This is a genomic window from Rhizobium yanglingense, from assembly GCF_977109285.1.
Window position 1 is genome coordinate 1,545,918 of sequence record NZ_CDSAWY010000005.1, and the last position, 22,656, is coordinate 1,568,573.

Annotated in this window: 17 protein-coding genes, 1 tRNA gene and 2 pseudogenes; 11 read left to right on the forward strand and 9 right to left on the reverse strand. The window is 61.1% G+C overall.

Annotated features, from left to right (window positions below):
• Window positions 1–10: 10 nt before the first annotated feature.
• Both ACW4PC_RS17355 and ACW4PC_RS17360 read right to left on the reverse strand, forming a co-directional pair.
• Entirely contained in the window at window positions 11–382 is a 372-nt protein-coding gene (locus ACW4PC_RS17355; protein ID WP_455874586.1) for a hypothetical protein, read from the reverse strand.
• Between the two features lie 109 nt (window positions 383–491).
• Window positions 492–1,916: an aminotransferase-like domain-containing protein gene (locus ACW4PC_RS17360; protein WP_455874587.1), complete on the reverse strand. Its 1,425-nt coding sequence runs from the start codon at window positions 1,914–1,916 to the stop codon at window positions 492–494.
• Between the two features lie 105 nt (window positions 1,917–2,021).
• Here ACW4PC_RS17360 and ACW4PC_RS17365 point away from each other — a divergent pair, with 105 nt between their 5' ends.
• Window positions 2,022–2,882 (forward strand): DMT family transporter, encoded by an 861-nt coding sequence (locus ACW4PC_RS17365; protein WP_455874588.1) that lies wholly within the window; start codon window positions 2,022–2,024, stop codon window positions 2,880–2,882.
• Window positions 2,883–2,929: 47 nt separating this feature from the next.
• On the opposite strand, the gene ACW4PC_RS17370 is transcribed toward ACW4PC_RS17365, so the two are convergent.
• The gene (locus ACW4PC_RS17370) at window positions 2,930–3,406 is read right to left on the reverse strand and encodes a VOC family protein (RefSeq protein WP_455874589.1); all 477 of its coding nucleotides are present in this window, start codon (window positions 3,404–3,406) and stop codon (window positions 2,930–2,932) included.
• A gap of 200 nt (window positions 3,407–3,606) precedes the next feature.
• Between ACW4PC_RS17370 and ACW4PC_RS17375 the strand changes: the two genes are divergently transcribed.
• The 5 genes from ACW4PC_RS17375 (at window position 3,607) to ACW4PC_RS17395 (ending at window position 10,194) form a co-directional block, all read left to right on the forward strand.
• Complete coding sequence (locus tag ACW4PC_RS17375) at window positions 3,607–5,403, forward strand: acyl-CoA dehydrogenase C-terminal domain-containing protein (protein ID WP_455874590.1); 1,797 nt, start codon at window positions 3,607–3,609, stop codon at window positions 5,401–5,403.
• A gap of 199 nt (window positions 5,404–5,602) precedes the next feature.
• A complete protein-coding gene (locus tag ACW4PC_RS17380) occupies window positions 5,603–6,811 on the forward strand; it encodes an acetyl-CoA C-acetyltransferase (protein WP_039843877.1) in 1,209 nt (402 codons plus the stop codon).
• 172 nt (window positions 6,812–6,983) lie between these two features.
• Window positions 6,984–9,200, forward strand: coding sequence for a 3-hydroxyacyl-CoA dehydrogenase NAD-binding domain-containing protein (locus tag ACW4PC_RS17385; protein ID WP_455874591.1), 2,217 nt, complete (start codon window positions 6,984–6,986; stop codon window positions 9,198–9,200).
• Window positions 9,201–9,280: 80 nt separating this feature from the next.
• Entirely contained in the window at window positions 9,281–9,658 is a 378-nt protein-coding gene (locus ACW4PC_RS17390) for a VOC family protein (protein ID WP_074066592.1), read from the forward strand.
• A 326-nt stretch (window positions 9,659–9,984) separates the two neighbouring features.
• Entirely contained in the window at window positions 9,985–10,194 is a 210-nt protein-coding gene (locus ACW4PC_RS17395) for a cold-shock protein (protein WP_022718262.1), read from the forward strand.
• 125 nt (window positions 10,195–10,319) lie between these two features.
• Here the strand turns inward: ACW4PC_RS17395 and ACW4PC_RS17400 are convergent, their stop codons facing one another.
• Window positions 10,320–13,823 (reverse strand): hybrid sensor histidine kinase/response regulator, encoded by a 3,504-nt coding sequence (locus ACW4PC_RS17400; protein ID WP_455874592.1) that lies wholly within the window; start codon window positions 13,821–13,823, stop codon window positions 10,320–10,322.
• A 217-nt stretch (window positions 13,824–14,040) separates the two neighbouring features.
• On the opposite strand from ACW4PC_RS17400, the gene mscL reads away from it, so the two are divergent.
• The 4 genes and pseudogenes from mscL (at window position 14,041) to ACW4PC_RS17420 (ending at window position 18,158) form a co-directional block, all read left to right on the forward strand.
• Window positions 14,041–14,475: a large conductance mechanosensitive channel protein MscL gene (gene mscL / locus ACW4PC_RS17405; RefSeq protein WP_455874593.1), complete on the forward strand. Its 435-nt coding sequence runs from the start codon at window positions 14,041–14,043 to the stop codon at window positions 14,473–14,475.
• A gap of 122 nt (window positions 14,476–14,597) precedes the next feature.
• Window positions 14,598–15,764 carry a pyridoxal phosphate-dependent aminotransferase gene (locus ACW4PC_RS17410; RefSeq protein WP_455874594.1) on the forward strand — a complete coding sequence of 389 codons (1,167 nt, stop codon included), beginning with the start codon at window positions 14,598–14,600 and terminating at the stop codon, window positions 15,762–15,764.
• A 202-nt stretch (window positions 15,765–15,966) separates the two neighbouring features.
• Window positions 15,967–17,002, forward strand: a pseudogene (gene galE / locus ACW4PC_RS17415) (UDP-glucose 4-epimerase GalE).
• Between the two features lie 94 nt (window positions 17,003–17,096).
• Entirely contained in the window at window positions 17,097–18,158 is a 1,062-nt protein-coding gene (locus tag ACW4PC_RS17420; protein WP_455874595.1) for an enoyl-CoA hydratase/isomerase family protein, read from the forward strand.
• Here ACW4PC_RS17420 and ACW4PC_RS17425 read toward each other — a convergent pair.
• From ACW4PC_RS17425 to ACW4PC_RS17435, 3 genes and pseudogenes are all read right to left on the reverse strand, one after another.
• Entirely contained in the window at window positions 18,155–20,215 is a 2,061-nt protein-coding gene (locus ACW4PC_RS17425; RefSeq protein ID WP_455874596.1) for an ATP-dependent helicase, read from the reverse strand. The genes ACW4PC_RS17420 and ACW4PC_RS17425 overlap by 4 nt on opposite strands.
• Window positions 20,216–20,310: 95 nt before the next feature.
• Window positions 20,311–20,564, reverse strand: a pseudogene (locus ACW4PC_RS17430) (hypothetical protein).
• Window positions 20,565–20,722: 158 nt separating this feature from the next.
• Window positions 20,723–20,860: a hypothetical protein gene (locus ACW4PC_RS17435; protein WP_455874597.1), complete on the reverse strand. Its 138-nt coding sequence runs from the start codon at window positions 20,858–20,860 to the stop codon at window positions 20,723–20,725.
• Between the two features lie 162 nt (window positions 20,861–21,022).
• Here ACW4PC_RS17435 and ACW4PC_RS17440 point away from each other — a divergent pair, with 162 nt between their 5' ends.
• Complete coding sequence (locus ACW4PC_RS17440) at window positions 21,023–21,283, forward strand: hypothetical protein (RefSeq protein WP_455874598.1); 261 nt, start codon at window positions 21,023–21,025, stop codon at window positions 21,281–21,283.
• A gap of 229 nt (window positions 21,284–21,512) precedes the next feature.
• On the opposite strand, the gene ACW4PC_RS17445 is transcribed toward ACW4PC_RS17440, so the two are convergent.
• Together ACW4PC_RS17445 and ACW4PC_RS17450 are read right to left on the reverse strand one after the other, a co-directional pair.
• Complete coding sequence (locus ACW4PC_RS17445; RefSeq protein WP_039843888.1) at window positions 21,513–21,755, reverse strand: DUF982 domain-containing protein; 243 nt, start codon at window positions 21,753–21,755, stop codon at window positions 21,513–21,515.
• Between the two features lie 688 nt (window positions 21,756–22,443).
• A tRNA-Thr gene (locus ACW4PC_RS17450) sits at window positions 22,444–22,518 on the reverse strand.
• Window positions 22,519–22,656 lie beyond the last annotated feature (138 nt).

A 22,656-nucleotide genomic window follows, 5' to 3' on the forward strand; every position in this document is an offset into this window, starting at 1 on the left:
GCAGGCGGCCTCAGGCCGCCGCCGTCTCCCGCACATCATCGAGCAGAAAATGCGCTACGATGTAATTCGTCCTGTAGCGCCTGCCGCTATCGGAGGTATTCTCGATACTGCCGCCGTCAGCCGGGTGCCAGGCATGGTAATGCGGATTGGTGGTGATCAGCGTGATCGCCTTGCCGGAAAATTTTCCGCCGAGCCGGTAGCGGGCTTCCGCCAATGGCCAGATGCGCTCGTAATCCTCCATCGGAATGCGGACTTTCAGAGCCTGCCTGCTGATCGCCTCGCTCCGCGATCCGTCCTCGTGGACGACCGCCGGCAGCGTCAGCGTCACTTCCTGTGCGCCGTCCAGGATGGAATTGAACTCCTCAGGCCACATCCGTCTCATGAAATCGCTCCTCCCAGGGCTCTCTTCGGTTAGCCAGCGAAATGTAGCGTGTTCGCCCGCAGAAGCAAACGCTGCTTTCAGTCAGCGCTTGCCAGTCAGCGCTTGCCAGTCAGCAGGCCAGGCTGCGCGCCGCATTCTTCAGCGCCCTCTCCAGCGACCGGAATATCCTCGGATCATCCGACTGGGCGACATTGAAGCGAAGAAAACCGCGTGCTGTCTGCGACAGACTGAAAGCATTGCCCGGCGCTAAGACGACGTTGTCGGCAAGGCAGGATTGCGCGATATCGGCAGCGTCTATGCCGTCCGGCAACTTGCACCAGACAAACATGCCCGCCTGCGGCCTTATCCATGGCGTGATGCCGAGCGGCGCAAGCCGCGCTGCCGTCTCGTCCATCGCTCTTGAAAGGCGAACGCGCAGTGCGTCCAGATGTTTGCGGTAGCTGCCATCCTTCAAAAGCAGAAGGATCAGTTCGGACGAGAGCCGCCCGCCGCCGATGCTTGTCGCCATCTTGAGGTCGGTGAGCGGCTCGATCCAGTCCGGTCTCGCGGCTATGAAGCCGCAACGGACAGAGGCAGAAAGCGTCTTGGAGAAGCTGCCGATATGGACCACACGCTCCAGCCCGTCGAATGCGGCGAGACGAGGAGCCGGCTCGTCCTCGAGATCGGCGAAGATATCGTCTTCGATGATTGTCAGGCCGGCGCGCTCGGCAAGCTTCAGCAGGCGGTGTGCCACAACAGGTGAACAGGTCGCGCCTGTCGGGTTATGGATTGATGAGTTGGTGATGTAGAGCCGCGGCCGGTGCTCATCGATCGCCCGCTCGAATGCCTCGATATCCGGCCCGCTGGGCGTCATCGGAACGCCAATGGCGTTCGCACGGTGAGCGCGCAACAGTGCATGGAAATTGAAATAGCAGGGGTCGTCCACCAATACGCCATCACCTGGCTCGATCAGAAAGCGGCACAGAAGGTCGATCGCCTGCGTGCCCGACTCCGTAAGAATGATGTGGTCGGGAGCTGCTGCAATGCCGCGCTCGCCCATGCGGCGCGAGAGTAGCTGCCTTAGCTGTGGCAGCCCAAGCGGCGTTCCATAATCTGCAAGTACCCGCCCTTCGCCGCGGGAGATCGCGCGAAGCGCCTTCCGGATTGCTGCCTCCGGCATCCAGCTTGCCGGCAGCCAGCCGCATCCGGGCTTTAGCAGTTCGGGCGCGTCTTCCAGCGACTGTCGGTAGACCCACAATGGATCGATCGCCCGATCGAGCTTCGGCCCGATCTCGGAAAGCGTAAGCGGCGCAAGCGGGCTCGAAACGTAGAAGCCGGAACCCGGCCGTGAACGGATCAGGCCTTCGCCGGCCAGCCGTTCATAGGCTTCCACGACAGTCGAAGGCGAGACCTGCATCGTCCTGGCGAAGGCGCGCACCGAAGGCAGGCGGGATCCCGGCACGAGCCCGCGTGCTGCGATCCGGCCGCGGATTTCCGCCATGACGGCTTCTATGCGCTTGCCGCCGCTATCGCGCTTCGTCGACTGTTGATCCATCTGTACTGTATCCGTATCCATAACAGTTTGTTCTGATTGTATAGCTTTGTCTCTGGCGGTTCCAGCCCTTGCGGTCGATAGCGATGAAAACGCAGGAGCATGGCGATGGACAGGACAGGCGGCTGGATCAACGGTTTTCTGGGAGTGTTGATCTTCAGCGGATCGCTTCCAGCGACGCGCGTTGCGGTCGCAAATTTCGATCCGCTGTTCCTTACCGTCGCCCGCGCCGCGATCGCTGGCATACTTGCCTTATGCTTGCTGCTCGCCTTTCGCGAAAAGCGTCCTGCCCGCGCCGATCTTTTCTCGCTGCTTGTGGTGTCGCTGGGCGTGGTTATCGGCTTTCCGCTGCTCACCGCATTTGCGCTGAAGCATATCACTTCGGCTCACTCGACAGTTTTCATCGGCCTTCTGCCATTGGCGACCGCCGTCTTTGGCGTGCTGCGCGGCGACGAGCGCCCACGTCCGGTCTTCTGGCTGTTTTCCTGCCTCGGCAGCGCCATCGTCGCGGGCTTTGCACTGATGCGCGAGGATGCCGCATCCTCGGTCGGCGATCTCTTGATGCTCGCGGCGATCATCGTCTGTGGGCTGGGATATGCGGAAGGGGGCCGGCTGTCGCGCAAGCTGGGCGGCTGGCAGGTTATTTCCTGGGCGCTCGTTCTCTCGCTGCCGGTCATGTTCATGCTCTCACTCGTCGTCATGCCGCCGTCCTTCCCGGATGCAGCAAGCACGTCTTGGATCGGTCTTGCTTATGTCTCTCTCTTCAGCATGCTGATCGGCTTCATATTCTGGTATCGCGGCCTTGCGCTCGGCGGTATCGCAGCCGTCGGCCAGCTGCAATTGCTGCAGCCCTTCTTCAGCCTGGCACTTGCGGCTGTGCTGCTTCACGAGAAGGTGAGCCTAAGCATGTTTGCCGTCACGCTGGCCGTCGTGGCCTGCGTTGCGGGAGCGAAGAAATTTGCGCGATAGAGCAGCAGGCGGAACTACGGCTCCGCCTGAACCATCCGGCATCCCGCTCAGCCGCGGAATGCCGCTTCAAGCTTGGCGATATCGAGCTTGACCATCTGCAGCATGACTTCAGTCATGCGTCGCGCCTTGGCCCGGTCCGGGTCGGCCATCATCTCGCCGAGCACGCGCGGCACGACCTGCCAGGAAAGCCCCCAGCGGTCCTTCAGCCAGCCGCATGCCTCCTCCACGCCGCCGTTCTGCAGGAAGCCATCCCAGAGCCGGTCGATTTCGGCCTGTGTCTCGCATGCGACGACGATCGAAAAGGAATGATTGAGCGGATCGAGCGGCCCGGCCTCCAGCGCCGTGAACTCCTGATCGCCAAGCCTGAACTCGATAACCTTGCAGCTGCCCTCCGGCCCGCTCGGCGTATCCGCGGGAATTACGGTCGTGCGCCGGATGGAAGAATTAGGCACCATCGAGACATAAAATTCGACCGCTTCCTTTGCGTCCTTTTCGAACCAGATATTCGTGCTGACCTTGGCCATTGGATAGTATCCTCGTCTATTTGCTGACAATGGTTGACAGCCCAAGGACGTTTCAAGCGGAGGTCCTCCGACAGGCGTAGAGATTCTTTCCCACAAATTTGCCTGCATGCAAGATTTGACGTTTACGCAAACGTCAATATTTTGTAAGAGACTCTCAAATGCCGGTCCCGTCCGGTTGCCGAATTGGAGGAATTCGAACAATGCCCGTCTACAAGGCTCCGGTTAATGACACGCTCTTCGTGCTGAACGACGTGCTGGGCATCGAGCGCTACAATAATTTGCAGGGTTTTGCCGATGCGACGCCGGATATGATCGAGGCCATTCTGGGCGAGGCGGCAAAGGTGGCAGAGGAAGTGCTCTTCCCGCTGAATTATTCCGGCGATCAGGAAGGCTGCAGGCGGGCGGACGACGGTTCGGTCACGACGCCGAAGGGCTTCAGGGAAGCCTACAAGACCTATTGCGAAGGGGGCTGGATCGGTCTTGCCGTACCGGAGGAATTCGGCGGCCAGGGCCTTCCCTACACGCTGCATGCCGCCGTTGGCGAATATACCTCCGCGGCGAACATGTCGCTGATGATGTATCCGGGGCTGACGCAAGGCGCCATTGCGGCCATCCTCGTCCACGGGTCGCACGAGCAGAAGCAGGCCTATCTGCCAAAGATGGTTGCCGGCGAATGGTCGGGCACCATGAACCTCACCGAACCGCATTGCGGCACCGATCTCGGCCTGCTCCGCACCAAGGCCGTGCCGCAGGGTGACGGCAGCTACAAGATTTCCGGCCAGAAGATCTTCATCTCCGCCGGCGAGCACGACATGACGGACAATATCGTCCATCTGGTGCTCGCCCGCATCGAGGGTGCGCCGGAAGGCACCAAGGGCATCTCGCTCTTCATCGTGCCGAAGTTCCTGGTCAATGCCGACGGCACGCCGGGCGACCGCAATGCCGTCTCCTGCGGGGCGATCGAGCACAAGATGGGCATTCACGGCAATGCCACCTGCGTCATGAATTACGACGAGGCGACCGGCTTCCTGATCGGCGCGGAAAACCGCGGCCTGAACGCCATGTTCGTGATGATGAACGAGGCTCGCCTCGGCGTCGGCCTACAGGGCCTCTCGATCTCGGAAATTGCCTATCAGAACGCCGTGAACTATGCCCGCGAGCGCATCCAGGGCCGTTCGCTCTCCGGCCCGAAGGCGCCGGACAAGAAGGCCGATCCGATCATCGTCCATCCGGATATCCGCCGCACGCTGATGACCATTCGCGCCTTCAACGAGGCCGGCCGTGCGTTCCTCCTCTGGACAGCGCTGAAATCCGACATCGCCCACCGCGCCGCGAGCGATGCCGAGCGCCAGACGGCAGATGACATCCTCGGCCTCGTCACCCCGATCCTCAAGGGCGTGATGACCGACAAGGGCTTCGATCACGCCGTCATGGCCCAGCAGATCTTCGGCGGTCACGGCTATATCGAAGAGCATGGCATGAGCCAGTACGTGCGCGACGCCCGCATCGCGATGATCTACGAAGGTGCCAACGGCATCCAGGCGCTCGATCTCGTCGGCCGCAAGCTGGGGCTCAACGGCGGCCGCGCCGTCATGGCGCTCTTCAAGGAGATCGGCGATTTTTGCGAGGAGAACCGCAACGACGAGAAGATGACCTTCTTCACCAAGAACCTGAAGAAGGGATTGAACGACGTGCAGGCGGCGACCATGTGGTTCATGCAGCATGCGATGGCAAAGCCCGACAATGCCGGCGCCGGCTCGACGGATTACATGCATCTCTTCGGCCTCGTCGTTCTGGGCTATATGTGGGCGAAGATGGCGAAAGCCGCAGAGGATGGTCTTGCGAGCGGCGATTCGCCGCGCGAAAGCTATCTCAGGAACAAGCTTGTGACCGCCCGCTTCTTCATGGAGCGCATCATGCCGGAAACCGCGCTGCGCAAGGCCCGCATCGAGACAGGCGCCGAGACGATGATGACCTTGCCCGCCGAGGCGTTTTGATTTGGGTTGCCCCTTCTCCCCGCCGGGGAGATGGTAGCCCGAAGGGCCGGATGAGGGAGCGCGCCTCAGGCGTGGCTTTCTTCTGGCTCCGGCTTTGCCGGAGACCCTTATCGCCTCGCTTGTTCGGTACTTCTCCCCGCTTGGGGGGAAGGGAAGACACGGAATTCAACGGCCACCCGGCCGATAGGGAGATGAGACAATGACCGAGGTTTTCATTTACGATCACGTCCGCACGCCGCGCGGCCGCGGCAAGAAGGATGGCTCGCTGCACGAAGTGCCCTCCGTCCGCCTCGCCGCCAAGACGCTGGAGGCGATCCGCGACCGCAACGGGCTCGACACGAAGACGGTCGACGACATCATCATGGGCTGCGTCGACCCGGTGATGGATGCCGGCGCCGTCATTCCCAAGGCCGCAGCCTTCGAGGCCGGCTATTCGACGCACGCCCCCGGCATCCAGATCTCCCGCTTCTGCGCCTCCGGCCTCGACGCCGTAAACCTTGCGGCCGGCAAGATTTCGCAAGGGGCCGATGACATCGTGATTTCCGGCGGCGTCGAAAGCATGTCACGCGTCGGCCTCGGCATGTCCGGCGGCGCCTGGTTCATGGACCCGTCGGTCAATTTCCCCGCCTATTTCATGCCGCAGGGCGTCTCGGCCGATCTCATCGCCACCAAATACGGCTTCTCCCGCGACGACGTCGACGCCTATGCCGTCGAAAGCCAGAAGCGCGCCGCCAATGCGTGGGAAAAGGGCTACTTCAAGAATTCGGTCATTCCGGTGAAGGACCAGAACGGCCTGACGATCCTTGCCCATGACGAGCACATGCGCCCCGGCACCGATATGCAGGCGCTGGCCTCCCTCAATCCGTCCTTCCAGATGCCAGGCGAAATGGGCGGCTTCGAGGCTGTCGGCATCCAGGCCCATCCGGAGGTCGAGCGCATCAACTACGTCCATCACGCCGGCAATTCCTCGGGTATCGTCGATGGCGCCGCTGCCGTGCTGCTCGGCTCCAAGGCCGGCGGCGAAACGATGGGCCTCAAACCCCGCGGCCGCATCAAGGCCTTCGCCAATATCGGCTCCGACCCGGCGCTGATGCTGACAGGCCCCGTCGACGTCACCGAAAAGCTGCTGAAGCGCACCGGCATGCAGCTTTCCGACATCGATCTCTTTGAACTCAACGAAGCCTTCGCCGCCGTCGTGCTGCGCTACATGCAGGCTTTCGACATTTCGCACGACCGGATGAACGTCAATGGCGGCGCCATCGCCATGGGCCACCCGCTCGGCGCCACCGGCGCGATGATCCTCGGTACGGTGTTGGACGAGCTCGAACGCCGCGATCTCAATACCGCGCTCGTCACGCTGTGCATCGGCGCCGGCATGGGCACGGCGACGGTGGTCGAGAGAGTTTAGTCGCGGAAGGCCTTTGGGGCGGCCTGCTCGCCTATGTCCGTCATCCCCGGGCTTGACCCGAGGATCCACCGCCTAAGGGCTGGATGGTCGGGTCAAGCCCGACCATGACGGGGAGAAAGGGGCCGTACAGGGTCGCACTGCTGAAGAGATTTCAAGGGAGAGGAGTCCCGCCATGAATACCTACAAGAACTTCACCGTTAGAACCGACGCCGACGGCATTGCGCTCGTCACCTGGGATATGCCCGGCAAGTCCATGAACGTCTTCACCGAAGAGGTGATGGACGAGCTGAACGCCATCGTCGACGCCACGGTTGCCGATACCGCCGTCAAGGGCGTCGTCATCACCTCCGGCAAGTCCACCTTCTCCGGCGGTGCGGACCTGTCGATGATCAAGTCGATGTTTACCCTCTACCAGCAGGAGAAGGCCGCAAACCCGCAGACCGCTGCGCAGAAACTCTTCGATCTCGTCGGCCGCATGACCGGCCTCTTCCGCAAGCTCGAAACCTGCGGCAAGCCCTGGGTCTCGGCGATCAACGGCACCTGCATGGGCGGTGCCTTGGAAATGTCGCTCGCCTGCCATGGCCGCGTCGCCTCCAATGCCAAGTCGGTGAAGATCGCGCTTCCCGAGGTCAAGGTCGGCATCTTCCCGGGGGCCGGCGGCACGCAGCGCGTCGCGCGCCTGGCCGATGCCCAGTCCGCCCTGCAGATGATGACGACCGGCCAGTCGCTCTCTGCCTCCCGCGCCAAGGCAATCAATCTCGTGCATCAGGTGGTCGAGCCGGACCAGCTCATCCCGGCTGCCAAGCAGATGATCAAGGACGGCCTGAAGCCCGTCGCTCCTTGGGATGAGAAAGGCTTCAAGGCGCCCGGCGGCGGCATCTGGACGCCTGCCTCCGCACAGCTCTGGCCGGCCGCTCCCGCGATCCTGCGCCGCGAGACCGCCGGGAATTATCCGGGCGCGCTTGCCATCCTCAAATGTGTCTATGAAGGCCTGCAGGTGCCTTTCGATACGGCGCTGAAGATCGAGCAGCGCTATTTCACGCAGGTGCTGCAGACCACCGAAGCCTTCTCGATGATCCGCTCGCTCTTCATCTCGATGCAGGAGCTTGGCAAGGGGGCCCGCCGCCCGGCAGGTGTGCCCAGGACCGACCTGAAGAAAGTCGGCGTCGTCGGCGCCGGCTTCATGGGCGCCTCGATCGCCTATGTTACGGCCGCCGCCGGTATCGACGTCATCCTGATCGATCGCGATATGGACGCGGCCAACAAGGGCAAGGCGACCGGCGAAGGCCTGGTGAAGGAGTCCATCGGTAAGGGACGTCTTACGCAGGAAGAGGGTGCCGCCATCCTCTCCCGCATCACTCCATCTGCCGATTACGCCGATCTGAAGGACGCCAATCTCGTCATCGAAGCCGTCTTCGAAGATCGCGAGGTCAAGAAGGACGTCATCGAAGCCGTCGAGGAAGTGCTCCCTGAAGGCGCGATCTTCGCCTCCAACACCTCGACCCTGCCGATCACCGGCCTGGCGAAAAATTCCAAACGCCCGGAAAATTTCATCGGCATCCACTTCTTCTCGCCGGTGGAAAAGATGATGCTGACCGAAGTCATCCTCGGCAAGGAAACCGGCGACAATACGCTCGCCGTGGCGCTGGATTATGTCGCCGCCATCAAGAAGACGCCGATCGTCGTCAACGACACCCGCGGCTTCTTCGTCAATCGCTGCGTGCTGCGCTACATGGCCGAAAGCTATGACATGCTCATCGAAGGCGTGCCGCCCGCGATGATCGAGAACGCCGCCAGGATGGCCGGCATGCCGGTCGGCCCCTTGGCGCTGAACGACGAGGTCGCCATCGACCTGTCGCTGAAGATCCTCAAGGCGACGGTCGCGGACCTGGGCGAAAAGGCGATCGACCCCCGCCACATGGAGCTCGTCTCCCGCATGGTCGAAAAGGAAGGCCGCTTCGGCCGCAAGAACTCCAAGGGCTTCTACGATTACCCTCCGAAGCCCGCCAAGAAGTCCCTCTGGCCCGAACTGAAGTCCTTCTACCCGCAGAAGAAGGCAGAGGGCGTGGACGTCAACACCCTCAAGCAGCGCTTCCTGGTCACCATCGCGCTCGAAGCCGCCCGCACGGTCGAAGAAGGCATCGTCACCGACCCCCGCGAAGCCGACGTCGGCTCCATCCTCGGCTTCGGCTTCGCGCCTTATACTGGCGGCGCGCTCAGCTACATCGACGGCATGGGCGCCAAGAAATTCGTGGAATTGTGCGAAACGTTAGCCGCTTCTTACGGATTGCATTTCAAGCCGACGTCGCTGCTGAAGGACATGGCCGCGAAGGGCGAGACGTTTTATGGCCGGTTTGATCCGTATGCAAAGGAGAAGGAGGTGGCGTGAGCCGCCTCAATGGTTTGTGTTTAGTCTGTTAAGCCTCAAGGTGACGGAGCAGGGGGCGCGCCCCTTCCCAGGAGACTTTCATGGCCACTATCGCCGAAATCGTCGTCGAAGCTGAAACCCCCTCGCGCCTCGCCGCCTTCTGGGCGGCAATTCTCGATGGCTATCAGGTCCGTCCCTATGACGACGCCGAAATCAGCCGGCTGGCGAAGCGTGGGTTTACGCCGGAGACGGACCCGACCGTGATGGTGGACGGCCCCGGCCCGTCGCTCTGTTTTCAGCGCGTCCCGCTGCGCGATTACAGCAACAACCGGGTCCATCTGGATATTGCCGTCGATGATGTTCCAGCCGCAATCGAACGCATCACCGCGCTTGGCGGCAGTGTCCAGCGAAGGGAACCAGGCTATACGGTGATGAAGGACCCGCAGGGCAATCAGTTCTGCATCGTGCCTGCGAGATAAAACGAGCCTTCGGTCAAATCTCGCACCCAACGACAGCGCGTATGCGCGATGCGGAGGATGAGGAAACCGGCGCATGAAAGTGCCGGACGGGTGAGGAACGCCGATATCGTATGACTGCCCATGAGGAACGAAAATTGCGCTCCTTCTCGTTCCGTCTTGCACTGGATACAATTTTCGCGTAGAAGCCCGCACATCGATCTTGCTAGATGGACTTTGTTTCGGCCATTTGTGCCGTTCCTGGCGAACTTCCTCCAAAATCGGTCTTCATCGCGTGTCGGCTTTGGCCGGTGCGTTATCTTCTACGTACGATTTTAAAGGATATCGTCATGAACACAGGTACCGTTAAGTGGTTCAACGCAACCAAGGGCTTCGGCTTCATTCAGCCGGATGACGGCGCAGCCGACGTTTTCGTCCACATCTCCGCTGTCGAGCGCGCCGGAATGCGCGACCTCCAGGAAGGCCAGAAGCTTTCCTACGAGCTCGTTTCCGACAAGCGTTCGGGCAAGATGTCGGCAGACCGTCTTCAGGCGGCCTGAGCCTCGCAAGGCTTGAGAATATCATCTCCGGAACGTGACCACGGATGTACTGGCACGTTTCGTCGAGATGGCAGGAAGGTCGGGTTAGCCCGGCCTTTTTTCGTTTGCGCCAAGCGTCTTGGATATCACTCCGCCGCTGCTCGCTTCAGCCCGGAAATCTGCGTGATGAAGGCGCGAAGGGCGGCCGGGCGCACCGGCTTGTGCTGGATGGCGATGCCGTGGCGCTCCGCCTCCACCCTGACCTCCGGTGTCCGGTCGGCGGTCACCAGCAGCGCCGGGAGATCGGTCCCGAAGCACTCCCGCAAACTCAGGATCGCGGAAATTCCGGTCCCGTCGCCGAGATGATAGTCCGCGATGATGAGATCGGGCGCAGGCTGACGCGTGTCGAAACCCGAAGCCGTGGCCAGGGAGTCGATGGCCTCCACCTCGCAACCCCAGCCGGAAATCAAGAGCCGCATGCCTTCGAGGATCTTCGGCTCGTTGTCGATGCAAAGGATCCTTAATCCCTTGAGCGGCTGCGGCAACCGTTCGGTCGGCGCTGCCGAGGACGGTGCCGCGCCGGCCTTGGAAACATCGAGTGGCATGACGATGCGGAAATCCGTGCCCTTGCCGTGCGTCGAATGCAGCTCGACTGGATGGTTGAGGACGCGGGCGATGCGGTCGACGATCGAAAGGCCGAGGCCGAGGCCGGAGGCCGTTTTCGCGCCTTCGTCGAGGCGCGCGAATTCCTTGAAGACGGTGCGGAATTTCGAGGGCGGAATGCCGATGCCGGAATCCATCACCTGGATCACCACCTGGTTTCCCCGCCGCCGGGCGCCGACCAGCACCTTGCCTGTCAACGTATATTTGATGGCGTTGGAAACAAGGTTCTGCACGAGGCGCCGCAGCAGGTTGGGATCGGAGCGGACCCGCAGCGATGTCGGCATTACGACGAGCTTCAGCTTCTTCGCCCGGGCAATCGGCGCAAAATCGGTCTCGATGCGCTCCAGCAGGCCGGCCAGCGGCACGGATGTCAGGCGCGGCCGCATGGCACCCGTATCGAGCCGCGAGATGTCGAGAACGGCCCCCAGAATGGTTTCGACCGATTCCAGTGCGGAATCGATATTGCGCACGATCGGACCGTTTTCGGACTGCGCGATACGCTCGACGAGGGCGGAGGAGTAGAGCCGCGCCGCATTCAGCGGCTGCAGGATGTCGTGGCCGGCGGCGGCAAAAAAGCGGGTCTTGCCGATGTTCGCTTCATCGGCGGCCGCTCGCGCCTCGCCGAGTTCGCGGTTCACCCGCGTCAGCTCCGCCGTTCGCTCGGCAACGCGCTGCTCCAGCGTCTCGTTTGCCTGCTTCAGCGCCTGGTCGGCCGCAACACGCTGGGTAATGTCGGTAAAGGTCGCCACGATGCCCTTGTCCGGCATTGCGTTGGACCGCACTTCGATGATCCGTGCGCCGCCGCCGAGAACGAGCGAGAAGGGTTTGTCGAGCGTCAGGAAATGCCGCACCGTCTGGCTGAGTTCGGCGGCTGGCACGTCACCGCGCTGGCTCAAGATCGCCACGATTTCCGAAAGCGGAAAGCCGACACGGCCGACATCCTCCGGCAGGTCGAGAAGCTGGCGGAAGCGCCGGTTCCAGATCGTCAGCTGGTTGGAGCTGTCGAAGACGGCAATGCCCTGGTCCATCTGCGAAAGCGCCGTCTGCAGCATGTCCTGGTTATACTGCAGCGCCTCGCTGGCCTGGTCGAGCAGCCATGCCGTGTCGGCGGAAGCGTCCTCGGTCTTCTGCAAGATCAGCGAAAGCACCAACCGCGCGGAGGAGGATCCGATGGCGCTGCCGAGCAGTTGTTCGGTGAAGTGGATGAGCGCCATGTCGGCCGGCTGGTCGTCCTCCAGTTTGCGCCCGGAATTCTGCTCGTATGTCGCAAGCGATCGCTGCATGCGCTCTTCGCCGAGATAGCGCGAGATTGCCGTTTTCAGGTCGCCGACGCTGATGCGGGTCTTCCATCCGCGGGTCGCAAATTGCGAGCGCGACTGCCCCTTCACGAAGATGCCTGCCTGGATGCGCTCCAGCGGGCGGGCGTTGCGCGTCATCGAGCCGACGATGAAGAAGCCGGTATTGATAAGCAGGCTCATCGCTGTGGCGTTGACGAGCGGATCGGCATCGGCTGCTGCAAAAAGCGCCGTGCCCGGAAAGATGAAGCTGAGGAAGGCGGTCGCGACATAGGAATAATCCGGCCCGCCGAGCGAAGGCAGAAAGAGCAGGTAGAACCAGATGACGAAACCCGACGTAAGGCCGAGAATGGCGCCGCGTGCATTCGCCCGCCGCCAGATAAGACCGCCGAAGAAGGCGGGTGCGATCTGTGCGATCGCGGCGAAGGACAAAAGGCCGATCGAGGCAAGGCCGGCCGTGCTGTCGGTCGAGCGGTAATAGGCATAGCCGAGCAGCAGGACGGCGAAGATCGCGCTGCGGCGGATGTTGAGCAGGCTTTTCGCGAAGTCGTCGCGCTGGCCGGTGCGTCCGGCAAGCTTCCGGCGCAGGAAGATCGGCATGATGATGTCGTTCGACACCATGATGGAAAGCGCAACGGAATCGACGATGACCATTGCGGTCGCCGCCGAAAAGCCGCCGATGAAGGTGATCAGCGAAACGATCTGCATCTGCCCCGCAAGCGGTAGGGACAGCACGTAAAAGTCGGCATTGCCTGCGCCGCCGAAGGTCAGCAGGCCGCCGATCGCCACCGGCAGCACGAAGAGATTGATGACAATGAGATAGAGCGGAAAGAGATAGCCGGCGAGCCGCAGCTGTTTTGCCGAGCGGTTTTCGACGACGGTGACGTGAAACTGGCGCGGCAGCATGATGATCGCAATGGCCGACAAAAGTATCAGCGTGATCCAGCGGCTGATCGGCGTCTTGTAGTCGAGGGTTGCGTTGACCAACTGGTTGTCCACGCTTTTGCGCCAAAGGTCGGCAGGCCCGTCAAACAGAAACCAGATGACGCAGATGCCGGCGGTCAGGAAGGCGACGAGCTTGACCAGCGATTCCATCGAAACGGCGAGGATCAGGCCGTCCTGGTGCTCTGTCGCATCGGTGTGCCGCGTGCCAAACATGACGGCGAAGCAGGCAAGCACCAGGGTTGCGATCAGCGGCAGATCGAGGAAGTAGAGGTTGCCGCTGCCGATGCCATAATCCGAAGGATTGACCATCGCGGTCACCGTGCTGCTGATCGCCTTCAGCTGCAGTGCGATATAAGGAATTGTGCCAATCAGCGAGATCAGCGCTACGATCGTTGCGACCGTGGGATTCTTCCCATAGCGGGCGGCGAGGAAGTCCGCGACGGAGGTAAGCTTTTCGGCCTTGGCAAGTTCGATGATCCGCCGCAGCACCGGCATGCCGAGCGTGAAGACGAGGATCGGACCGATATAGATCCCGGCAAATTCAAGGCCGCGCTGCGAAGCGAGCCCGACGCCGCCGAAATAGGTCCAGGAGGTGCAGTAGATCGCAAGGCTCAGCGCATAGACGATCGGCCAGCCGCCATCCGGTATGCCCAGCCTCTGGCTTCTACGGTCGCCATAGCTTGCGACCGCAAAAAGCAGCAGCAGATAGCCGAAGGCAAACGCGATGATGACCCAGCCTTGAAGCATCGACCCTCCGCCGGCGCGCCATCCGCCGGTTCTTTCAAAAGACATCAAGACTAAGGGAAATCGTCTGTCTTGGAAATTGCGATGATCTAGGCATTAAGTCCAAGGCGCAGGAAGGTCCTGGTTGTTTCAGATTTTGCGATTGAATAATCAATCAAGAGATGTAGCTAATAAAAACAACGGACTGTCCGTGAGAGCGCATCAGAGGGAGACAGATCGGATGCTCAATGAATTCAAGGCCTTTATCGCCCGAGGCAACGTCATGGACCTTGCCGTCGGCGTCATCATTGGAGGTGCTTTCGGCGGCATCGTCAAATCGCTGGTCGACGATATCATCATGCCGATCGTCGGTGCGCTTGTCGGTGGTTTCGATTTTTCCAACTACTTCTTCGGTCTTTCGTCTGCGGTCAACGCGCCGACGCTTGCCGCGGCCCGCGCGCAGGGTGCTGTCTTCGCCTATGGAAATTTCATCACCGTGATCATCAATTTCCTGATCCTTGCCTGGATCATCTTCCTGATGATCAAGGGCGTGAATTTGCTGCGCAGGCAGGTCGAGCGCAACGAGCAAAAGGCAGCGGAGGAGGCGCCGCCGCCGGCCGATGTCGCGCTCCTCACGGAAATCCGCGATCTGCTGGCCAAGCGTCCGGCGGTCTGATCAAGGCATCGCAGCCCCGTATTTTGCGAGGTTGATTTATCACGAAAATCGATAGGGCATCACGCATTCTCATGGGATTTGCGCCCGGTTTTGTTTTATGAAAGCGAAAACCGGAGATCTGCATGTCCATTATGAACAGCCTCAGCCCGCGCGCCGTTTCGGCGCCAGAAAGCGGGATCGTCGAAGTCGTCAATTATGCCCGGGGCCGCGATGGCCTGCTGCCGCTCTGGGTCGGCGAGGGCGATCTTCCGACACCGGATTTCATCAGCCGGGCGGCAATGGAGGCGCTGGCAGCGGGAGAGACCTTCTATACCTGGCAGCGCGGCATTCCGGAGCTTCGTCAGGCACTATCTGACTATTACGCCCGGCATTTCGGCACCAGCCTGCCGGCGGAGCATTTCTATGTCACCGGCTCGGGCATGCAGGCGATCCAGATTGCGGTGCAGGCATTGACGTCGCCGGGCGACGAACTGGTCTATCTGACGCCCGCCTGGCCGAATATCGCCGCTGCGCTGGAAATTGCCGGTGCCCGCCCCGTCGGGGTTGAGCTTCAGTTCGGGGGCGGCAAATGGGCGGTCGATCTCAATCGCATCGAAGCAGCAATCACCCCGAAGACAAGGGCGCTGTTCATCAATACGCCATCCAATCCGACAGGGTGGACCGCCACGAAGAGGGATCTCGCGAACATCCTTGAACTTGCCCGCAAGCTCGATCTCTGGATCATGGCGGATGAAATTTACGCCCGATATTTCTACGCCGGCACCCGTGCGCCCTCTTTCCTTGATATCATGGTACCGGGCGACAAGGTCATGTTCGTCAATTCCTTCTCGAAGAACTGGTCGATGACCGGCTGGCGTGTCGGCTGGATCGTGGCGCCACCGGAAACCGGGCAGGTGCTCGAAAACCTGATCCAATATTCGACCTCGGGCGTTGCGCAATTCATGCAGAAGGGTGCGGTGGCAGCCCTCAACGAGGGCGATGGGTTCGTCGAGGCCAATATCCGGAAGGCGGCTCTTTCGCGCGACATCCTCTGCGATGCGCTGATTGCCACAAACCGCGTCGAGACGTTGAAGCCGGACGGTGCGCTCTACGCCTTTTTGAAGATCGACGGCGTCACCGACAGCCGCAAAGCAGCGCTGGATATCGTCGACAAGACGGGCGTCGGCCTGGCGCCCGGAACCGCCTTCGGCGCAGGCGGCGAGCTTTTCCTGCGAGCCTGTTTCCTGCGCGATCCGCTACAGGTCAAGGTAGCAGCCGACAAGCTCTGCGATTACATTCTGAAGCTTTGACGCTCAAGGCCCGGCCGTCGCAGCCGGGCCTTTTTTGATGTCGGAAACGGTGGATCGCTAAAATTGTAGCAAAGCCGGAAATCAGCCTCTAACCACAGCAGCAAACTTACCGGTTCAAAGGCGTCCGAACGGGTGCCTGATAAGAAGATCTGAAAGGAAAAACCGCGTCAGATGCCCTGTCCGATTAAACAGGGAACGGGACATGGCAATTTTGGTGACAGGCGGCGCCGGCTACATCGGCAGTCACATGGTCTGGGCACTGCTCGATGCAGGCGAGAACGTCGTCGTGCTCGATCGCCTTTCCACCGGCTTTCGCTGGGCGGTCGCGCCTGCTGCGCGCTTCTACCTGGGGGATATCGCCGATGCTGAGGTCCTGAAGACGATCTTCATCGAGAACGACATCGAGGCGATCATCCATTTTGCAGGCTCCGCGGTCGTTCCGGCTTCGGTTGCCGATCCGCTTTCCTATTACGACAACAATTCCGGCAAGACGCGTGCGCTCCTGAGCGCGGCGATCGCTGCCGGTGTGCGCCATTTCGTCTTCTCGTCGACGGCGGCGGTCTACGGTCCGCAGAAGACTTCCGATCCGGTCAAGGAAACAGCGCCGCTCAACCCGGAAAATCCTTATGGCCAATCGAAGCTGATGACGGAGTTCATGCTGCGCGACGCTGCTGCGGCCTATGATTTCGACTATGTGGCGCTCCGCTACTTCAACGTTGCAGGTGCCGATCCGCACAGCCGTGCCGGACAATCCACGAGCGGCGCGACGCACCTCATCAAGGTCGCCTGCGAGGCAGCCCTCGGCAAGCGCGACAGCGTGCATGTCTACGGCATCGACTATCCGACGCATGACGGCACCGGCGTGCGCGACTATATCCATGTCACCGATCTTGCCGAGGCTCACCTCAAGGCGCTGCAGCATCTGCGCAAGGGCAAGGGATCGTTGGTCGCGAATTGTGGCTATGGTTCCGGCTATACGGTGCTCGACGTGCTGAACATGGTGGTGCGCCTGCACGGCCACGCGTTCAAGAATTCATATGGCGCCACGCCGTCCGGGCGATGCCGCAAGTGTCGTCGCCGACGCCACCTTGGCGCATCGCGTGCTGGACTGGACGCCGAAATACGATTCCCTTGAGACGATCGTTCGCAGCGCACTGGACTGGGAGCTGGCGCTGATCAACCGCAGGGTCGGGGAGTTGCAGGGCGTGCACCGCGCTCTTGCCGCGGCTTCCTTCTAAACGCGATTGCGCCTGTTTTTCGACGCAAAGTCCACTGGAATGAAGCGCTCCCTCTGTTTATTGATGGGAGGTCAATCGAGGGTGGACGGCGGACATGCAGAACAATCACGAACGGGAAGTCATTATCGAACGGCGCGGCACGGCGGGGATCATCCGCCTCAATCGGCCGAAGGCGCTGAACAGCCTGACACTCGGCATGGTGCGCATGATCGACGCGGCGCTCGACGAATTCGCCGATGATGACGGCGTTGCAAGCGTGGTGGTGACGGGTGAGGGCGACCGCGGCTTCTGCGCCGGCGGCGATATTCGTGCACTTCACGAAAGCGGGCGCTCGGGTTCCGGCCTTGCGGAGACGTTCTGGCGCGAGGAGTTCACACTCAACCACCGCATCGCAAGCTACGCTAAACCCTATGTCGCCCTGATGGATGGTATCACCATGGGCGGTGGCGTCGGCCTTTCCGCGCACGGGCGGCACCGCATCGTGACGGAGCGGACGAGGCTTGCGATGCCGGAAACCGGCATCGGCTATTTCCCGGATGTCGGAGCGACCTGGCTGCTGCCGCGCATGCCCGGCGAGACGGGAACATGGGCAGGATTGACCGGCCAGGAGCTGAATGCGGCGGATGCCATCTATGCCGGCCTTGCCGATTTTGAGATCCCGTCGTCGCGGCTGCCGGATGTCATCGACGCATTGGCTCGGCTGCCGGTCGGGTCATCGCCGATAGCTTGCGAGGCTCTGCTGAAGCATGTTGCCGGCAAGGCGACCGAAAGCCGTTTGCAGGCCGTTCGGCCGTTGATCGACCATGCCTTCTGTTTCGATCGCGTCGAAGAGGTTCTGGAAGCGCTCGCCGCTGATCAAGGCGAATTCGCCGCCAAGACACGGAAGACCCTGCAGACGCGCTCGCCGACGAGCCTGAAATTGACTCTGCGTCTGCTGAGGGAAGGACGGCAGAGCGTCAATCTCGCCGCCTGCTTGAACCGTGAGTTAGGGGCCTGTATGCAGATATTGAAATCCGGGGACTTTTATGAGGGCGTGCGGGCGGCGGTGATCGACAAGGATCGAAATCCGAAATGGTCGCCTTCGACCATCGAGGCGGTAAACGCAGAGGTGCTCGCGCCGTTCTTCAAACCGGCCGATCGCCCGCTTGCCCTCTAGCGCCACATACCGCGCATGCGGGCGCCGACATCGATGCGGACTTGGCGCGCCTGTTGCGTGGAGGCGCTTTCGCTCTTGACCTGCGGCCAGCCGCAGACCTCGAAAAATTGCAGCAGCGTCGCCGGGATGAAGCGGGTGCGCGAGGCATAGACGTGCCGGTCGCACTGCGCATTCTGCCCGTGCGTGAAGAAGCGCTGCGGGACGACGAGATCGAGATTGTCCCTGGCGCGCGTCATCGCGACATAAAGCAGGCGCCGCTCCTCCTCGATTTCCGCGCTGGTGCCAACGCCGAGATCCGACGGAATGCAGCCGTCGACAACGTTCAACATGAAGACCTTGGTCCACTCCTGACCCTTGGCCGAATGGATAGTCGAGAGGATCAGATAGTCCTCGTCGAGCAACGGCACGCCCGCCTGGTCGCTGGTCGCATCAGGCGGATCGAGCGTCAGTTCGGTCAGGAAGCGTTCGCGCGACGGATAGCCGCCGGCGATTTGCTCGAGCTGCAGGAGATCGGCCTGACGCGTTGTGGCATCCTCGTGCAGCCGCTCGAGATGCGGCTGATACCATTCTCGGACCAGGCCGATTTCGGCGGGCCAGCCGGCTTTCCCGGATCTCAGCTCCTGCATGACCGAAACGAAGGAGGTCCAATTCTCGCCGGCGCGCGGCGGGGCGGGCATGTCCGCGAGGGCCTGCAAGGGACTTGGATCCTCCGCCATCTGGTCGAGTGCCCGCTGGGCCGTCGAAGGTCCGACGCCCGGCAGGATCTGCATCAGCCGGAAGCCGGCGACCCGGTCGCGCGGATTGAGCGCAAAGCGCAGGACGGCCAGCATGTCCTTGACATGCGCGCTGTCGAGAAATTTCAGGCCGCCGAATTTCACGAAGGGAATGTTGCGGCGGGTGAGCTCGACTTCCAGCGCGCCGCTGTGGTGCGAGGCGCGGAAAAGCACTGCCTGGTTCTTCAGCCGCGTGCCCTCTTCGCGGTTTTCCAGCACCTTGTCGGCAACATACCGGGCCTGGTCGGCCTCGTCGCGCACCGTGACGAGGCGCGGGCGCTCGCCCGATTGCCGCTCCGTCCATAGGTTCTTGGTGAAGCGCTCCGAAGCAAGATCAATGACGGCATTGGCCGCGGCGAGAATGGGTTGCGTCGAACGATAGTTGCGATCGAGCGTGACAATATTGGCCGCCGGGCTGAATGAGGTCGGGAAATCGAGGATGTTGCGGACTGTGGCGGCGCGGAAGGAATAGATCGACTGCGCATCGTCCCCGACGACGGTCAGCCCCTGTCCCTCAGGCTTCAAAGCAAGCAGGATGGAGGCCTGCAGGCGGTTCGTATCCTGATATTCGTCGACGAGCACATGATCGAAGCGGCCGCCGATATCCTCGGCGATCAACGGTTCGGCGACCATCTGCGCCCAGTAGAGAAGCAGGTCGTCATAGTCGAGGACGTTCTGGGTCTGCTTGGCCTCGACATAGGCGGCGAAAAGTTCGCGGAGCTGCTTTTCCCATGCAGCACACCAGGGGAAGGCGTCACGCAGGACCAGGGGCAGTTCCGTCTCCGAATTCACGGCCCGTGAATAGATCGCAAGGCAGGTACCCTTGGTCGGGAAGCGGCTCTCCATTTTCGAGAAGCCGAGATCGTGACGAATGAGGTTCATCAGATCGGCGCTGTCTTCCCGGTCATGGATGGTGAAGGCGGGGTCAACCCCGATCTGCTCGGCATAATCGCGAAGCAGCCGCGCGCCGATCCCATGGAAGGTACCGCTCCAGGCCAGCGCATCGGCCATGATGCCGGAATTCCTGCCAAGAACCTCAGCGCAAATCCGCTCGACGCGGCGCGCCATCTCAAAGGCCGCCCGGCGGGAGAAGGTCATCAGCAGGATGCGGCGCGGATCCGCACCCTTGACGATCAGATGCGCAACGCGGTGCGCCAGCGTGTTGGTCTTGCCGGAACCCGCGCCGGCGATCACCAGAAGCGGACCTGCAACATGGCTACCGCCGGCAAGCGTGCCGTGTTCGACTGCCATGCGCTGCTGTGGATTGAGCTTTTCGAGATACATCCAGCCATCCGGTTGGCGCCCGCACGCAATGACGGCGCGGACAGATTAGGCGTTCCTTGAATGTTCTCGATAATGATTCCTGTCAAGCGCAAGCTTTAGTGAACGGCGGACACCACTTCCTGCCGCATGAGTTTCAAGCTCCGATCTGGCTGGAGAATGTAGGTTTCCCGCACGCGGTTGCCGCTTGAATTGTAGAAATTGTCGCAAACGGCGCTGCCGACCGGTGATTTTGTCAGTTTGGTTCGCGGCTGCCCGCCATAGGTCAAGCTGCCGGGAATGGGCGTGCGCCGGAGGATGTGCAGGCGCAGAGCAGAACCGCCGCGAAAATTGCCGAAATGATCACTTTCATTGAACTACCCCGGCCGTCGATCCGTTGCATATGGGCAACCTGCTACCGAACGCCAAGGGTGGCTTCAAAGACAATGGTTGACCCCATCAGCTCCGCGTGCCGGTATGCAACGGAAAACCGCTTTGGAGCGTCAAAGCCACTGCTGCGGTGGCGACCGGTCAGTTCGGTTCTGGCTGCTGGATCGTCTCCGGTGGCGTGTCGTCGTTTCCCCCGCCCTTGTCGAAAGGCTTGACCACCAGGATACTGAGAATCGAGGCGATCATCGCTGCAATAATGACAAGCATCAGTGTTCTCATGGCAATTTCTACTTCGGATACCGTGATTTGAGACAATTCAATTAAACTTTTTCAAGCGAAAGAAAAGTTCCAAAAGATTCTCGCGGGAATGCGCAAGAAAAAGCGGGAACAAAAACTGCATCTCACGGGTTTGATCGTCTGAATTCAACGCCGGAGACTGTTATGAGGACGACATTCCGACTGGGCGCTGCCGCCCTTCTTGTTGCATCCGTCGCATTTGCCACACCTGCATCCGCCTCACTCAAAACCGATATCGATTATTATTCGGCATTGCCGCAGGATCAGATTGCGCTCAATGAATATACCGGCGCGCCTGCCTGTGAGCCGGCCGACGCGCATTATCTGCCATCCTTCATCCGTGCTCCGGACGGCACCATCATCGGCGTCGGCTATCTCGAGATAGAAAGCGACAGCAACTGCTGAAGAGCAAGACTATGGGGATTTTGCCCGGACAAGGCTCGCCTGCGCATGGCTGGGGGAACGAGCCTCTGACCATCATCATGATGGCTGCGGTGTTTCATGGGTAGCCAGCGCTCGCGTGCAACGCCTTTGGAACGGGTTTCCAGCCTACCTGATTTCGACAGAAAATGAACAACCATCCCTAAACGGCACAGGGCAGCAATTCCGATTACAGTCGGCCGCGGTGCACCCGTCAGTGCAGCTTCAGCTTGGCTTCTTCCGCCGCCGCCAGAAACTCGGCGCGGGCTTCCTCGGCGGTCTTGCGTCCATCGAGCGCCGCGCGGCAGACGCTGCGGGCCTTAAGATAACGAAGCCCGCGGTTTGCGGGCCAAAGGTCGGTAAGGCATTTCAATGCATCGAACGGGCCGTTCACGGTTCGCGCATCGGCGTTTTCGAAGCCGACTTTGACCGGATTTCCCCATCTTTCTGTTGCCACAGGCGTATTCCTCCAGTGTTTACGCCAAAACGCGCATCCAGCCCTTTGCGTTCCCCTAACAAGGACCGTGCACACGGATATATTAGCGGGATATTTGTCGCCGGCAATCGGGATTGATCGCGGCAGATGCGCGGATGCGACGGAGGATTGAATTTTTTGGCAGAAATGATGCCGCCGAGCCGTCACGCCTGCCAGGTGACCGCTCGCTTTTTGCAGTCAGGGCGCTCTTAAAGCCAGATCTACGCCTCGCGACCTTATCGGGGAAGTGGCGGGCAGCCGAGCCCGGAGGTCCCGGTTGCCGCGTCGTCCTGCTGCCCGTTGCATTCGTGCAGGCAGGCGATGACGGAATCGCAGGGTTGACGCCGCTTGGGTTGATCGTGCTGCCGCTCCTGTTCAGATCGACGGCACCGGAATTGATCGTGCTGTTGGTGATGCCGGGATCCGTGCGGGCCGAGCCGGTATTGTTGGGAGTAGGAGCTATCGTGGTTCCGCCACCGGACCCTCCTTGGGTGCCGGTCGTTTGTGCGAGAGCAGTGGTTGCGACGGCAACCGCCACGATCGAACTCGCGATAAAACGAATAAACATGAGGGCATCCTCCATTGTCTGTTCATAGAACCGCAGTCCGTGGGAGATGGTTCGATCACAAGGAGTTGAGCGAAAGCTGTGACCACGTTTCTACTGGAAAACTGGTGCTGCCGAGTGGGATTGAACCACCGACCTCACCCTTACCAAGGGTGTGCTCTACCACTGAGCTACGGCAGCAGGACCAGGACGCATGAGCCAACGGCTGCATTGCGTGAACGGGGGGCCTATTGCCACAGCTTCTTGATAAGCGCAAGCCGCAAATTCCAACTTCGCATGTATTAAGGCCAAGGCCCTTTTTGCGTGAGGCGGAATCCG